The organism is Pseudomonas sp. AL 58, from assembly GCF_036348395.1.
Lineage (GTDB): Bacteria > Pseudomonadota > Gammaproteobacteria > Pseudomonadales > Pseudomonadaceae > Aquipseudomonas > Aquipseudomonas defluvii.
On sequence record NZ_JAZBQR010000023.1, the window covers coordinates 43,090 to 56,454 of the forward strand.

General features: G+C 60.9%; 14 protein-coding genes. 8 read left to right on the plus strand and 6 right to left on the minus strand.

All coding sequences use genetic code 11. The annotated features are described in order from the left end of the window. The first annotated feature begins 80 nt into the window (after positions 1-80). On the plus strand, positions 81-842 hold the full coding sequence (locus UIA24_RS19735; RefSeq protein ID WP_330523641.1) for a DUF2262 domain-containing protein: 762 nt from the start codon (positions 81-83) through the stop codon (positions 840-842). A 14-nt stretch (positions 843-856) separates the two neighbouring features. Here UIA24_RS19735 and UIA24_RS19740 read toward each other — a convergent pair whose 3' ends face one another. After that, on the minus strand, positions 857-1,570 hold the full coding sequence (locus tag UIA24_RS19740; RefSeq protein WP_330523642.1) for a murein L,D-transpeptidase catalytic domain family protein: 714 nt from the start codon (positions 1,568-1,570) through the stop codon (positions 857-859). A 146-nt stretch (positions 1,571-1,716) separates the two neighbouring features. On the opposite strand from UIA24_RS19740, the gene UIA24_RS19745 reads away from it, so the two are divergent. The 4 genes from UIA24_RS19745 to folK all read left to right on the plus strand — a co-directional run bounded on the left by UIA24_RS19745 (position 1,717) and on the right by folK (position 5,894). Next, entirely contained in the window at positions 1,717-3,288 is a 1,572-nt protein-coding gene (locus UIA24_RS19745) for a L,D-transpeptidase family protein (RefSeq protein ID WP_330523643.1), read from the plus strand. Positions 3,289-3,598: 310 nt separating this feature from the next. Continuing rightward, complete coding sequence (locus UIA24_RS19750) at positions 3,599-4,918, plus strand: ammonium transporter (RefSeq protein ID WP_330523644.1); 1,320 nt, start codon at positions 3,599-3,601, stop codon at positions 4,916-4,918. Positions 4,919-4,929: 11 nt separating this feature from the next. Then, positions 4,930-5,268 carry a P-II family nitrogen regulator gene (locus UIA24_RS19755; protein WP_065757735.1) on the plus strand — a complete coding sequence of 113 codons (339 nt, stop codon included), beginning with the start codon at positions 4,930-4,932 and terminating at the stop codon, positions 5,266-5,268. Positions 5,269-5,357: 89 nt separating this feature from the next. Beyond that, the gene (gene folK, locus UIA24_RS19760) at positions 5,358-5,894 is read left to right on the plus strand and encodes a 2-amino-4-hydroxy-6-hydroxymethyldihydropteridine diphosphokinase (RefSeq protein ID WP_330523646.1); all 537 of its coding nucleotides are present in this window, start codon (positions 5,358-5,360) and stop codon (positions 5,892-5,894) included. A gap of 102 nt (positions 5,895-5,996) precedes the next feature. Here folK and purU read toward each other — a convergent pair whose 3' ends face one another. From purU to UIA24_RS19785, 5 genes are all read right to left on the minus strand, one after another. Further along, complete coding sequence (purU, locus tag UIA24_RS19765) at positions 5,997-6,851, minus strand: formyltetrahydrofolate deformylase (protein ID WP_330523647.1); 855 nt, start codon at positions 6,849-6,851, stop codon at positions 5,997-5,999. Between the two features lie 70 nt (positions 6,852-6,921). Next, on the minus strand, positions 6,922-8,052 hold the full coding sequence (locus tag UIA24_RS19770; protein ID WP_065757738.1) for an aminomethyltransferase family protein: 1,131 nt from the start codon (positions 8,050-8,052) through the stop codon (positions 6,922-6,924). Positions 8,053-8,085: 33 nt separating this feature from the next. Next, positions 8,086-9,102 carry a heme-dependent oxidative N-demethylase family protein gene (locus UIA24_RS19775; protein ID WP_330523648.1) on the minus strand — a complete coding sequence of 339 codons (1,017 nt, stop codon included), beginning with the start codon at positions 9,100-9,102 and terminating at the stop codon, positions 8,086-8,088. A gap of 20 nt (positions 9,103-9,122) precedes the next feature. Further along, the gene (locus UIA24_RS19780) at positions 9,123-10,061 is read right to left on the minus strand and encodes a PDR/VanB family oxidoreductase (RefSeq protein ID WP_330523649.1); all 939 of its coding nucleotides are present in this window, start codon (positions 10,059-10,061) and stop codon (positions 9,123-9,125) included. After that, on the minus strand, positions 10,058-10,606 hold the full coding sequence (locus tag UIA24_RS19785) for a dimethylamine monooxygenase subunit DmmA family protein (RefSeq protein WP_330523650.1): 549 nt from the start codon (positions 10,604-10,606) through the stop codon (positions 10,058-10,060). Before UIA24_RS19785 ends, UIA24_RS19780 begins: the two co-directional genes overlap by 4 nt. A 362-nt stretch (positions 10,607-10,968) precedes the next feature. Here UIA24_RS19785 and UIA24_RS19790 point away from each other — a divergent pair, with 362 nt between their 5' ends. Genes UIA24_RS19790 through UIA24_RS19800 form a run of 3 tightly spaced genes read left to right on the plus strand, consistent with a single transcriptional unit; the run spans position 10,969 to position 13,359 of the window. Then, positions 10,969-11,949 (plus strand): ATP-binding protein, encoded by a 981-nt coding sequence (locus UIA24_RS19790; protein WP_330523651.1) that lies wholly within the window; start codon positions 10,969-10,971, stop codon positions 11,947-11,949. After that, positions 11,946-12,632 carry a response regulator gene (locus tag UIA24_RS19795; RefSeq protein WP_099774309.1) on the plus strand — a complete coding sequence of 229 codons (687 nt, stop codon included), beginning with the start codon at positions 11,946-11,948 and terminating at the stop codon, positions 12,630-12,632. Before UIA24_RS19790 ends, UIA24_RS19795 begins: the two co-directional genes overlap by 4 nt. Further along, positions 12,619-13,359 carry a PAS domain-containing protein gene (locus UIA24_RS19800; RefSeq protein WP_330523652.1) on the plus strand — a complete coding sequence of 247 codons (741 nt, stop codon included), beginning with the start codon at positions 12,619-12,621 and terminating at the stop codon, positions 13,357-13,359. Before UIA24_RS19795 ends, UIA24_RS19800 begins: the two co-directional genes overlap by 14 nt. Positions 13,360-13,365 lie beyond the last annotated feature (6 nt).

The following is a 13,365-nucleotide window of genomic DNA, read 5'->3' on the forward strand; positions in this document are numbered from 1 at the left end:
CGCTCTCGCGTGAGGCGTGCGCACAGTAGCGGATACGTGGACAATAAGGCGCCCCAACTACAGACAAAGGAAACGCGCGCATGTTGAACACGGATGAACCGGTTATCGGGCTGGTCGATGCCTTTGGTTCGGGGGCGGGTTGTATCGGCAACGCTGAGCAATGGACGCTGGTGTTCTACCTGGCCGCCTGGAAAAGCCAGGACGGCACCCTGAAGCGGCAGCGGCAGCGGTGTGAGATGCCGGTAGAGAAGAGTGCAGTCGAACATTGGATGCGTCAGGTTCGTGCCTACAGTCAGCATACCCTCCATGTGCAGGGGGGGACGGCGAGCGGCGCAGTCCTGGTGCGCAGTATCACGCCTTGTCAGGTTGCCGATGCCGAGCTGAAGCGCATTGCGGACGATCTGCAAATCCCTGTGCGGTTGGATACCCCGGAATTTGGCGTGCTTGAGCGGGAAAAGTGCTCCGATCAGTTTGAGGGGACGGCGCTCTGGAACGGTTCAGAGATCAACCTGCTGTTGCGTTGTGCCGACCCTGAGAGCCCTCAGGCTGTCATCTCGCTGGCTGCGGGCCTGTTTCAGGCACAGCAGCAGTGGCAACGTCGTATCAGCGATTTTGCGGTGAGCCAACTGTTGCCGCTGAAGAATGAACACTGGCTTGGCGAGGATGAAGCGCAATGTACTGCTGCGGACTTCCTGTCACGCATGAAGCTGCTGACCATCGAGATCGACGACGCCGGGGATTTCACCTTTTGGCATGAGGACGGTGAGTTGTTCTTCGGCCATGCCATCGAGGTGCGCGGCAATCTGGTCGATGGGCCGACGGACGCCGATATTCCTGGCTAGTGTGCCGCTGCGTTTCAGCCCCCGCTGGCGGTCAGGATGCTTGCCACCTGCCGTGGTTGGCAGTTGAGGTAGGCCGAGGATTTCAGCCAGCGTTGGTCGGGGTACCAGGAAAACATGAACTGGCCGCCCTTGAGTTTGTCGATAACCTGGCGCGCTACCTGTGGTCGAACAGCCGGGCAACCCTGGCTGCGGCCGATACGGCCCTGGCGCTTGCTCCACAAGGGGTTCACATAGTCGGCGGCATGAATCACGATGGCACGGTCCCGCGCCTGGTCGTTGAAGCCCGGCTCCAGGCCGTCCATGCGTAGCGAGTAACCGTGGCTGCCCTCATAGCTTTCCTGGGTGCGGAACAGCCCTAGGCTGGACTGGTAGCTGCCTAGGCGATTGGAAAACTGGGTGGCGAAATTTTCCCCGGACTTTTGTCCATGGGCGACCAGGTCGCGCAGCACTACGGTCTTCTTGTTCAGGTCGAAGATCCAGAGCCGGCGTGCCGTGGAGGGTTGCGAGTAGTCGATCACGGCCAGGTGCCGTGCTTGCCGGGCGCCATTGTTGACGGCACATTGCATGGCGCTCAGGGCGCCTTTTAGCGCTTGGGGATTGAGTTCTGGAGCAGCCTGCGAGAGGCTGTCATACAAAGCAGGGTTGTTTGTGTTGGCGGCGAACGTTGGCGTGCAGATCACGCCCAAGGTTGCTGTTGCCAGAAAAAGTCGGCACAAAAAGGTCAGCATGTGTGAAGAGTCTCCCTTGCCACTTTGACTCCTGACATCGTGTCGTCCCCCTCGGCAGCCTAGCTTGTACACTGGCCCGATTGTTTGTCGTATCTGCTGCAAAGGTTGACCGTCAACCGTGACGGCCATGGATTGGAGTAAAGCAGTTGTTCAAAAAGTCCGCATGTTACTTGAGCATTTGCTTGCTCGCTGCGCCATTGGTCGCGTTTGCCGAAGTGGCGCCTGCCGAGAATCAAAGCCCGCTGCAATTAGCGCTCACCCAATTGGCGGTCGCGTGCCCGGGCCTGGCCAAGCACGTGGACACGCCGACGCAGGCGCTGCTGCAGGCCTTCTATCAGCAGCAACAGGGCCAGCAGGTCTGGTCGGTCAACGGGCGTGTGGCGGCCTTGCAGGCTGAGTTGCAGCGCTTGGCCGACGATGGCCTGGACCCGGCCAACTACGCGTTGCCGGCTGGCAATGGGGCGGGCGACGCGCTGTGTGCTGATATCCAGATCAGCCAACAGTACCTGCAGGCTCTACAGGATCTGCACTATGGCCGTTTGCAGCAGGCGCGTTTCGAACCCCTGTGGCATGCCAACGAGGTACAACGCGACCGACAGGCCGAGGTGCTGGCGCTCGCCGGTCCGGGGCTGCAGAACATTGCCGGGGCCTTTGCCCAGGCCCGCCCGAGCCTGGAGCAGTATCAATACCTGCGTCATGTGTATGCCCAGCAGCGCCAGCAGCCGTTGCCCCACTGGCAGTCGCTTGCCAGCGGCCCGTTGCTGCGCCCGGACATGCAGGATGAGCGGGTGCCGCAGCTTGCACAGCGGTTGTTGAACGAGGGCTATTTGAGCAGCCTCCCGGTTACCGTCGATTCGCACTACAGTGCCACGCTGGTCAATGCGGTGAAAAATTTCCAGCTCAGCCATTCGCTGCAAGCGGACGGGGTGATCGGGCCGGGAACCTTGAACGAGTTGAACGTCAGCCCGGCGGCGCGGCGCGAGCAGTTGCGCATCAACCTTGAACGCTTTCGCTGGCTGGCCCAGGAAATGGAGCCTACCAGCCTGTTGGTCAATGTCGCGGCGGCCCAGTTGATCGTCTATCAGAACGGGGTACCGGTATGGCAGACGCGCACGCAGGTGGGCCGTGCCGAGCGCCAGACCCCGCTGCTGAAGTCCCAGGTAACGCGCCTCACCCTGAACCCGACCTGGACGGTGCCGCCAACCATTCTGCGTGAAGACAAGCTCCCGGAAATCCGTCGGGATCAGGCCTTCCTGAGCCGTCAGAACCTGCAGGTGCTGGACAGCGATGGGCAGCTATTGGCGCCGGAGGATATCGATTGGGAGAATCCTGGCAACATCCTCTTGCGTCAGGGTGCGGGGCCGAGGAACCCGCTCGGGCAGATGGCGATTCGTTTCCCCAACCCGTTTTCGGTGTACCTGCACGACACGCCCAGCCAGGCGCTGTTCAACAAAGGGCCTCGCGCGTTCAGCTCGGGTTGTGTGCGGGTCGAGCACGCGTTGCAGTTGCGCGATCTGTTGTTGAGCCCGCCCGAGCGTGCCCGCACGGACCAACTGTTGAGCACCGGGCTTACCCATGAATTTCGCCTGGCAACGCCAGTACCGATTGTGCTCAGTTACTGGACGGCCCAGGCCGACCGCCAGGGCAAGGTGTCCTACGCTCCGGATATTTACGGGCGTGATGGCGCATTGTTGACCGCGCTGGCGGTGAAGCCCTGACGCGGTCGGGCAAAACGCCCGATTTTGTTCTGTTCACAGCCGTGATGCACCAGCGCGTAGCGGCGCGTACCTACCGCTACGCGCATTCTTATCCCTGTACCTCGATTCCTCCGGTGTTCCTGTCGATCCATGCGGGTTTTTGTTACCTCCTTGGAGGTAACGGCAGGCAGTTTGGCAGATAGATTGCTTTTACCTTTGGGAATGAAATTTTCTTTTTGGGAAATTTTGTTGACGAACCTGGGGCTAGGGGCGGGCGATTGATCGCACGCCACTTATGAGAGCAATGCTGCATCACTGTTGAGGAATACACATGAACGGTTCTTTCAGAGGTGGCCGATTGGCGGCGGTCGCTGCGCTCACGTCAGTGACGCTCCCTACGTGGGCGGCGGATCAGCCGCTTGCGCTTAACAGCGGTGACACCGCCTTTGTGACGACGTGCGCGTTGGTGGTGTTGTTGATGACCTTGCCTGGCTTGGCGTTGTTCTATGGTGGCCTGGCACGTAGCAAGAATGTGCTCTCGATTCTGATGCAGGTGTTTTCCGTTGCATCGTTGATGTCGGTGCTATTTGCCATTTACGGCTATTCCCTGACGTTCACGTCAGGTGGCTCATGGCAAGCGGTTATTGGTGGGCTCGATAAACTGTTTCTCAAGGGCGTAGGCCCTGACTCACTTCAAGGCACCATTCCTGAGTTGCTGTACTTCTTGTTCATGCTGCTGTTCGCGGCCATTACCCCGGCCATCATCTGCGGCGGTTTCGCTGAGCGGATGAAATTTTCGGCGGTCATGGTGTTCATGGCTATCTGGTTGACGATCAATTACCTCCCCATGGCGCATATGGCTTGGGGAGGCGGCTGGGTGTTCGACCGGGGTGTTCAGGACTTCGCGGGCGGTAATGTGGTGCACGTCAATGTCGGCATTGCGTCGCTGATCGGCGCCTTCCTGCTGGGGCGCCGTCGCGGCTACGGAACCTCGGCGCTGGCGCCGCATAACATGACCATGACCATGACCGGTGGCTCGATGCTGTGGGTGGGCTGGCTGGGTTTCTGTGGCGGTTGTGCATTGGTGGCCAATGGTTTTGCCATGCTGGTGATGGTCAACACCATGCTCGCCAGCGCGGCAGGGGCGTTGGCGTGGTTGTTCGTCGAGTGGAAGCATCGTGGCAAGCCGAGCATGCTGGGGGCGTTGTCCGGGGCTATTGCCGGCCTTGTCGCGATCACCCCGGCCTGCGGTTTCGTAGGCCCAATGGGGTCTATCCTGCTGGGTTTGATCGTTGCGCCGATCTGCTTGTGGGCCGTGGAAAAACTCAAGCCGATCCTGGGGCTGGACGACGCATTCGATGTGTTTGGCGTGCATGGCGTTGGCGGTATCGTCGGCGGTTTGCTGACCCCGGTATTTGCCATGACCTCTCTGGGCGGGCTGGGTTTCAGCGGGGAGCGCGGCGTGCTGGATCAGTTGTTGGTCAATGGTGGCGTCTTGGCGTTCAGCATCCTGTTCTCGGCGGTGTCGAGCTTTATCGCCTTCAAGGTGGCCGCCGTGCTATGCCGTGGCCTTCGTGTCGACGAAGAACATGAAGTGGACGGTCTGGATCTGTCGTCTCACGGTGAAGTGGGCTACAAGTACTCGAATTAAGGAGCGCACTCATGAAAGTGATCACTGCGATCATCAGGCCTTTCAAGCTCGACGATGTACGTGAGGCCTTGGCTGAAGTGGGAGTGACAGGGTTGACGGTGACCGAGGTCAAGGGCTTCGGTCGGCAGAAGGGGCACTCCGAAATCTATCGGGGCTCTGAATACGTTGTCGACCTGATTCCCAAGATCAAGCTTGAAGCGATTGTCACCGATGCGCTGTGCGAGGCAGCGCTGGAAGCCATCATCAACGCTGCACGCACGGGCAAGATCGGCGATGGCAAGCTGTTCGTCACCGAGGCGTCACAGGTTGTCCGGATTCGTACCGCAGAGGTTGGCGCCGACGCGGTCTGAGCCTCGAGGGTGGGCGAAAGGGGCGACCTGTGGATGCAGGTCGCCCCTTTGCATCACGGTTGATGGTCGGTGTTTTTCAGGGTGTTGTTATGACCGCTCTACAGATTCGCACCGTCGAGGTCACGGACATCCAGGTCCATGACATCTACCTGGGCCTGGGTAGCAACCTGCGCCGGCAATGGCATTTGAGTCAGGCGTGCATCGCGTTGCGGGCGTCACTGGGGCCATTGCGTTGTTCTCCGGTCTTTGAGAGCAGCGCGGTCGGGCTAGAAGCACCGGCCTTTTTCAATATGGTCGTGCAGGCGCAGACCACCCGTTCCCTGGCCTCCCTGGTTGCTGAGCTCAAGGCGCTGGAGGCGTATTTCGGCCGCTGCCGGCAGACGCCGGAACAGGTCAGCCTGGACATTGATCTGCTGATGTATGGCGAGCAGGTTGGACAGTTCGGTGACCTTGAGTTGCCACGGCCAGAGATTCTGGAGCAGGCCTTTGTGCTTAAACCTCTGGCCCAGCTGGCGCCAACCTGCCGGCATCCGCGCAATGGGCAGACGTTCAGCGAGTTGTGGAACGGCTTTGTCGTAAACGCACCGCTGACAGCGGTTGAGCTGAGTTTGCCGTCGCTGGGCTGAGGGCGCTATCCGTGAAGGGGCAGGTGAGGGCGCCTGCTGCGCAAGAGCCACCGACATCTCTGCCGGTGGCCCGCGTCTCTGGCAACGGCTGGCGAGTGGGGCTCAGCTGAAGATAACGGTCTTGTCGCCGTTAATGAACACCCGGTGCTGCAAGTGGTACTTCAGTGCTTTGGAGAGTGCAATGGTCTCGGTATCCCGGCCGATTGCCACCAACTGATCGGCCTGGTGGGCGTGGTCAACACGCTGTACTTCCTGCTCGATGATCGGGCCCTCGTCGAGGTCGCTGGTCACGTAGTGGGCGGTGGCGCCGATCAGTTTAACGCCACGTGCGTAGGCCTGGTGGTAGGGTTTGGCACCCTTGAAGCCGGGCAGGAAGGAGTGGTGGATGTTGATTGCGCGGCCAGACAGCTTGCGGCAGAGGTCGTCGGACAGAATTTGCATGTAGCGCGCAAGCACCACCAGGTCGGTTCCGGTCTCCTCGACGATTTTCATCAGTTCGGCTTCCTGCTGGGCCTTGTTGTCTTTGTTCACCGGCAGGTAGATGAAGCGGATACCCTCGCGTTCGGCCATGTGCCGCAGGTCGAGGTGGTTGGAGACAACAGCGGTGATCTCCATGTGGAGCTCGCCTTTGTGATGGCGGTACAGCAGGTCCACCAGGCAATGGTCGAACTTGCTGACCATGATCAGCACTTTGGGCGGCTGGCTGGAGGAAAACAGTTCCCACTGCATCTCCAGTGGCGTGGCAACGTCAACGAAACCGCTGCGCACACGGTCGATGTCGGGCTCGCAACCGTCGTTGAAGCGGAACACCGCGCGCATGAAAAAGCGCGAGGTGACTTCGTCGTCAAACTGCGAGAGCTCGCTGATGTAGCACTGTTGGTTCGCAAGGAAGGTGGTGACGGCGGCGACGATACCCGAGCGTGCCGGGCAACTGATTTTCAAGACGAACTGGTTCATGGCGGGGTGATCCGATGGAGGGAATGGGTGACAGCACACGGGGCGCGCGGGTGCGGCCCCGTGTGTCGGGTTAGCCTTTGGCGGTACGTTTTTTCTTCTCGGGGTCGTCGAACGGCATTTCATGGGCGATGGCGCTGGCTTCCAGGCTGCCTTTGACCACCAGTGGCGTGCCATGCACGGCGATGGCGGTGTCCATTCGGGCGATGGCCAGGGAACGTTGTGTCAGGCGTGAGTACATAGGGCAGGTGATAACGCCGACCTGCTTGCCGTCCTGCCATAAGGTATCGCCTGGTTCGGCGGCGAGTGGGGCGTCTATCAGTACGCCGAAGATCTTGAAACGCTCTTGACCTTGCAGGCGGTAGTGCTCGTGGGCGCCGCGAAAGTCCTGCTTGCCTGGCGAGACGGTGAAGTCCAGGCCCAGCTCCCAGAGCGTGTCCCCGGCTTTTTCCTGCGCAAACGGGTACATCTCGGAATTGTCATAGGGGAAGAACAGCAGGTAGCTTTCGGTGCGCAGCCAATCCAGGGCGAGGAACGCACAGGGGATGATGCCCAGAGGATGGCCTTTCTCCAGAATGGTGTCCCAGATCAAGGGGGCATCGGCGGCCTTGCAGAAGATCTCATAGCCGCGTTCGCCGGTGTAGCCGGTGCGCGAGATCATCACCGGGCGACCGAAGAGTGTGGTCTGGACATGGTGGAAGTAGGGCAGGTCGCGAATGCCCGGCACGTGTTCGGCAAGGAAGTCCACCGCCAAGGGGCCTTGCAGCGAGAGGTCGTGGAGGTCGTCATCGAACAGCACGGCGACCTGGCGCCCCGCCGCCTGGCGAACCAGCATCTCATGGCCGTTGCCTGCCCCGTGCACGACCATGAAGGCGTTAGGGCCCGTGCGATAGATCACGCAGTCATCGGCGAACTTCCCGTCTTCGTTGAGCATGCAGGCATACACCGACTTGCCCGGGTAGACCTTGCTGATATCCCGAGTGGTGGCGTAGCTGAGCAGGCTTTCGGCGTGAGGCCCGACGTAGTGGACTTTCTTCAGTCCCGAGACATCCATCAGGCCAGCCTTGGTACGGATCGCCTCGTGATGGTCGGCCAGGTCCGAGGCGTAGGTCCAGGCGGTGCCCATGCCGTTCCAGTCTTCGAGCGCGGAGCCCAGGGCCAGGTGTCGGTCGCGCAGTGCGCTGATGCGCCATGAATGAGCCATTGATCGTTTCCTTCTAACGGGTCGTTGAGAGAGTCAGGCGTGTGGGTCGAACTGGCTGAGCCACTCCAGCAATGGCTGGCGGTAGCGGGTCATGCCCTTGTAGTCGGCGATGGGGGCGGGCAAGTCGCGTAGCACGCGATGCAGGCGTTTGGCCCAGGCGGGGTTGGTGACGAGTTCGTTGAGGCTGATCAGGTAGGTACGAATACTGAACATCAGCCCGTTGCTGCGCGGCAGGCGCGCCATGAATTGCAGCTCGACCCGCAGGTGCACCAAGGCCCCGGCGTTTTCTGCGGTGACGGTGCTGCGGTCGTGGCCCCATTCATGGAAGGTTTCCGGCGAGGTGTCCAAGCGCGGATTGATCGTCAGCGTCCAGTTCAAGCGGCGTACCGGCTTGTCCACTTGAATGTTCAGCAGGTATTTCAAGGCACGGTCAAACACGCCCAGTTCATGCGCCATGGGCACTGGGGTGTGCCATTGCTTGAAACTCATGCCGGCGTCGAAGGCCAGTGACCAGTCCGCCGGGCTTGTGACCATGCCCGCATCCATGAACAGGTCGTTGTCGCGCTGGTCGAGCAGGGCGATATCCCCCTGGACCTGGCGGGTAATGAACTCCAGTGGTTCGCAGGGCAGTGTGTCGGGATCACCAAAGGTAAAGTGCTGATCGATACCCAGAACGTGGTTCTGCCAATGCCATTGGTCACCGGTGCGGGTGAGGCTGAACAGCGTCGGGTAGTCATTGCTCAGGTGTTCCATGAACATCTGCAGCGCGTCCCAGGAAGCCGTCTGCATATGTGGCATGACCAGATAGCGGCGCGGGTCTTGCTGCACTACCCGCGCCCGCTCGGCCATCTCGGAGCGGTAGTGCTCGTCAATGTCGAACCAGTGCTCGAACACCGAGCCCGGCTCGCGGGGCGTGGCCGGTTCGATGTTGACCGAGTACATGTACTGGTCTTCCGGGAATGGGAATGGAAAACGTGCGATCGCTTGGGCACTGTTGCTAAAGGTGAAGTCGTCGCGGTACGTCTCGATGGGTTTGAGGGTCGGTGTCATGGCCAGGCTCCAGGCAAAAGTCAGAGGTCGAGCACCAGCGAGCTGCCACAGCCGCGGGACACACACGGCATCAGGCGGTCAGCGTGCTCGGTAGCGGCAAGGAAGTGGTCGCGGTGGGTTACATCGCCCTTCACGTAGCGGGTCACGCATTGCCCGCAAACCCCGCCACGGCAGAGGTTGGGAATTTCGACAGCATTGGCCTCGAGGGCTTCGAGCAGGCTTTCGTCAGCGCCGACCTCGATACGCCGTCCGCTCTGTGCCAATTCAACGCTGAACGGTACGCCGGGTTCGGCGCTGCTGAAGGCTTCCCAGTGAATACGTCCGTCCGGCCAGCCCAAGGCACTGGCCTGTTCCCGGACGCTGGCCAGCAGTCGCTGCGGCCCGCAGATGTACAGGTGGCTGCCCAGCGGTTGGTTGCTCAGGATCGGTGCCAGGTTCAGTGGCCGCTCAAGGCTGTCGTAGGCATGCAGCCTGTCGCCCAGGCGCGCGGCCAGCGGCTGTACATAGGCATCGGTGAGGCCGCTGCGATAGGCGTAGTGCAGCTCAAATGAGGCGCCTTCGCGTAACAGGTGCTCGCTGTAGGCCAGAAACGGTGTGATGCCGATTCCCCCGGCGATCAGGATGTGATGGCGACCCAGGGTATGAATGGGGAACAGGTTGGCGGGGCGAGAGACGTTCAGCACGTCGCCCACCTTCAGGGTTTCGTGCAGGTACCTTGAACCGCCGCGTGAGTGTTCCTGCAAGCGCACGGCAATGCGATAGGCCGTGCGGCCTGCAGGTGCGTTCAGCAGTGAGTAGGCATTGCGCAGGGTGCGTTGTGCCAGCGGAACATGTACCTGGATATGGCTGCCCGCCGAGTAAGGGGGCAGGGCGGTGTCGACGGCTTCAAAGGTGATCTCGCGAATCACCGGGGTGATGTTGATGGCAGCCTGCACGCGTACCTGGATAACGTCATTCATGCTGGCAGCTCCGAGTAGGGTGCGTCTGCATTCAGGCAAACGCCCAGGTAAGCACCCAAGCGTCGTGAGAAATGCCCACGCACCTCCAAGGCAACAGCGCAGGCCGGGCATTTCACCGCGTCGGCCAGCGGGTGGCTGTGCACGCTGGAGCAGTGCACACAGTAAACAAGGCGTTGCACGGTTTCGGTTGGGGCGCAGAGGCTGATTTCGTCGTTCGAAAAACCGTGCGTGATGGCCTGTGCATGGATCGCCCAGATGAAGGCTTCGCTGCCGAGCACATGCAGTTGCACACCCACACGCAGGCGTGCAAAGCGCTGCTCCAGGACCTGCTGCAGGCTCTGCAGCGAAGGGCTGTCCGCGGCTCCCAGAACCAGGCAGTCGACCTGTCGGGTTTGCGCCAGGCGGCTGACCAGTGCCTGTGTGCGCGGCAAGTCACTGCCGTCGCTGATCACAAGGTGGCACTGGGCATCGGGATTGATTGCCATGGGCGGGTAGTAAGGGACGCTTATGAATGGAGCATGGGGGCTTGCCGTTGAGTTGGCCATGTGCGCTCTCTGCTGGGTGGATCACCCTGGCAAGCCTGAAGGACTGGCCAGGCGGGATAGGCTCATCAGTGGCAGGGTCAAGTCGTAAGGTCGCGTGCAACGCTTTGATGCAATCGAGGCCTTCAGGCCTTCTGTTGGTGCGCGCTGTTTCGCCTCGGGCAGCGCCTGCGCCTTGCACGGATGGCTCAGGGCGCTCTTTCCTGTTGGTAGATATAGTTTCCTACAGGGAATTACCTGGCAATTCGCTCATTGGGAGTACCTCTTAAGGGGTAATGCAAAGGGGTACGGAACTTGCTCATTGATTCATCCTGCAATGACACCGCTGTCGGCATGCAGGAGGAGGGTCTTTGACGGATTGTCCAATGAGCGAGTACGCGGCTATCGACCAGAAGGCGTTGGCGTTACTGCAAACCGAATTGCTGTTTGCCCTGCTGGGTGAAGAGGACGTCAATCTGCTGCTCGAGGGCTTTGTTGCCCAAGCCTCCAGCCTGCTTGTGGGCGCGAGCCTGCACCTGGACCTGCACATGCCGGCCGCGCCCGAAGACGAACGTGCGGTCAATGTTCACGTGCCCGGCCAAGAGGGGCATGGACGGTTGACGATGAGTGTCGTGGAGGCCGCTCCCGAGGGTGCGCGGACGCTGCTGCTGGAGCTTGCCCGCTTTATTGAACGCGTGTTGCTGCATGCATTCAAAGGCTCCCTGCTATCACCCGGCCAACGTGCAGTACCGCAGTCGATGATTGCCCGGGAATTGCACGATGGGGTCGCTCAGGAGCTGGCCTATCTGTCACTGCAGACCGCTCGGCTGCAGCGTCGTATACAGCAGCCAGACAAGGCCTTGGCCATCGTCGAGGTGCTCAAGGGCGGGCTGTCGAGGTTACAGCGGCAAGTCCGCGAACTGATCAGTGAAGCGCGGCTGACCATGAACGGCAAAACCCTGCGTGAGTCTCTCGGCGAAGCCGTCGAGGAGCTCTCACGGCGCAGCAACATGGTGTTTCATCTGGACAACCGATTGCCCGATGGGCTGTTGTCGGGCGACGTCGAACTGCAGCTGCTGCAAATTGTTCGCGAGGCACTGGTCAACGCGCTGCGCCATGCGCGGGCGCGCAATGTCTGGATCAGCCTTGTCCGTGACAATGCCGCCGGGGTGTTGATGCATGTCGAGGACGACGGCATCGGGCTGCAACCGGCTTCACATGAGGTTGGGCATTTTGGCATGTCCATCATGCAGGAACGGGCGGCGCTGATCGGCGCCGGGTTTGAGGTCGGGGCACGCCAGGGTGGAGGCACTCGCCTGGCGCTGGTGCTCCCAGCAGACGCATTTTCCATGAGGAGTCACCCATGAATCACACATCGATCGTCTTGATTGATGACCATCCCTTGTTCCGCCGTGGCCTATCGGAAATGTTCGCCGACAGCGGCGACCATGAAGTGGTCGGGCAGGCGGCGGAAGGGCTGCTGGGGATCGACCTGGTGCTGGGGCTCAAGCCCGATTGCGTCTTGCTCGACCTGCACATGCCTGGCATGACGGGGCTGCAGGTGCTTGAGGAGTTGAACCGGCTCAAGTGTGAATGTCAGGTGATCGTGCTGACGGCCTCGCTTGACCGGGTGGAACTGGTCACCGCGTTGCGCCTCGGGGCTCAGGGCTTCTTGCTTAAAGACACCGATCCTGAGGTGTTGCTCGACTATGTCCGCTGTTGTGGCCGAGGCTCGGCGGTGCTCAACGAGAGCCTGGTGGCCTTGCTCGCGGATGCTTCCGGCACAGCCGTCAGCGATGCCGCAAGCGCGGCCCATGGCCAGTTCGCGGGCCTCACCGAGCGGGAGAAGCAAACCCTCAACCTGCTTGCCCATGGGTTGAGCAACAAACTCATTGCCCGTGACCTGCGGATCAGCGAGGGGACGGTGAAGGTGTACGTGAAGAACCTGATGCGCAAATTGCAGATGCGCTCGCGCCTTGAATTGGCGGCCTGGGTTCACCAGAACTGTGCCACCCAGTTTGTCGGAGGGAGGACGAATGCCGTTCACTGAGTTCGCGAGCGTGGCCAACCTGCTGGATGACTTTCCTGTCGCGCTGGTGGTGCTCGATGGCGAGGCACGGATCATCGGGCACAACGCCCACTGGTCACAGCGTATGACGCCGACGGTCGGCAGCCTGCTCAGCGATGCGGTTCACCATGAAGACCAAGCGCTGTGGCAGGCCTTCATCGCCCGTTGGCAAACGCCAGAACCCGTAGCGCAATCCCTTGAGCTGCGGCTGATCGATCAGGGCAACGGGGTGCTCTGGTGTGAGGTGTCTTGCCGGTTCAAGGCCGGCTGTGCCCTGTTGTCGTTTCAAGACCGCACCTCTCGGCGTCAGCAGGAAGTTCAATTGCTGGCCAGTCATCGCAGTGCCAGCGACCTGTTGCACAACTTGCCGTTCATGATTTATCGCGGCCGGATCAATCGTGAGTGGAGCATGGAGTTCGTCAGTCGAGGGTGTGAGCAACTGACCGGTTTCAGCGCGCAAGCTATCGAGGACCGGGACGCCGGCGGCTATGGTCGGCTGATCTTGCCGGAGTACGCTGATTACATCTGGTATGGCGTACAAACCGCATTGCTCCGGCGCGAACCGTATTCGCTGACGTATCAGATCCGTTGCGCCAATGGCACGGTCAAGTGGGTGCAGGAAGAGGGCACGGGCATTTTCACCGATGGCGGCGAGGTGCTGGGTATCGAAGGCGCGATCTTTGAGGTGCGGCCAGTCGCCGCTGGCTAGCCAGCG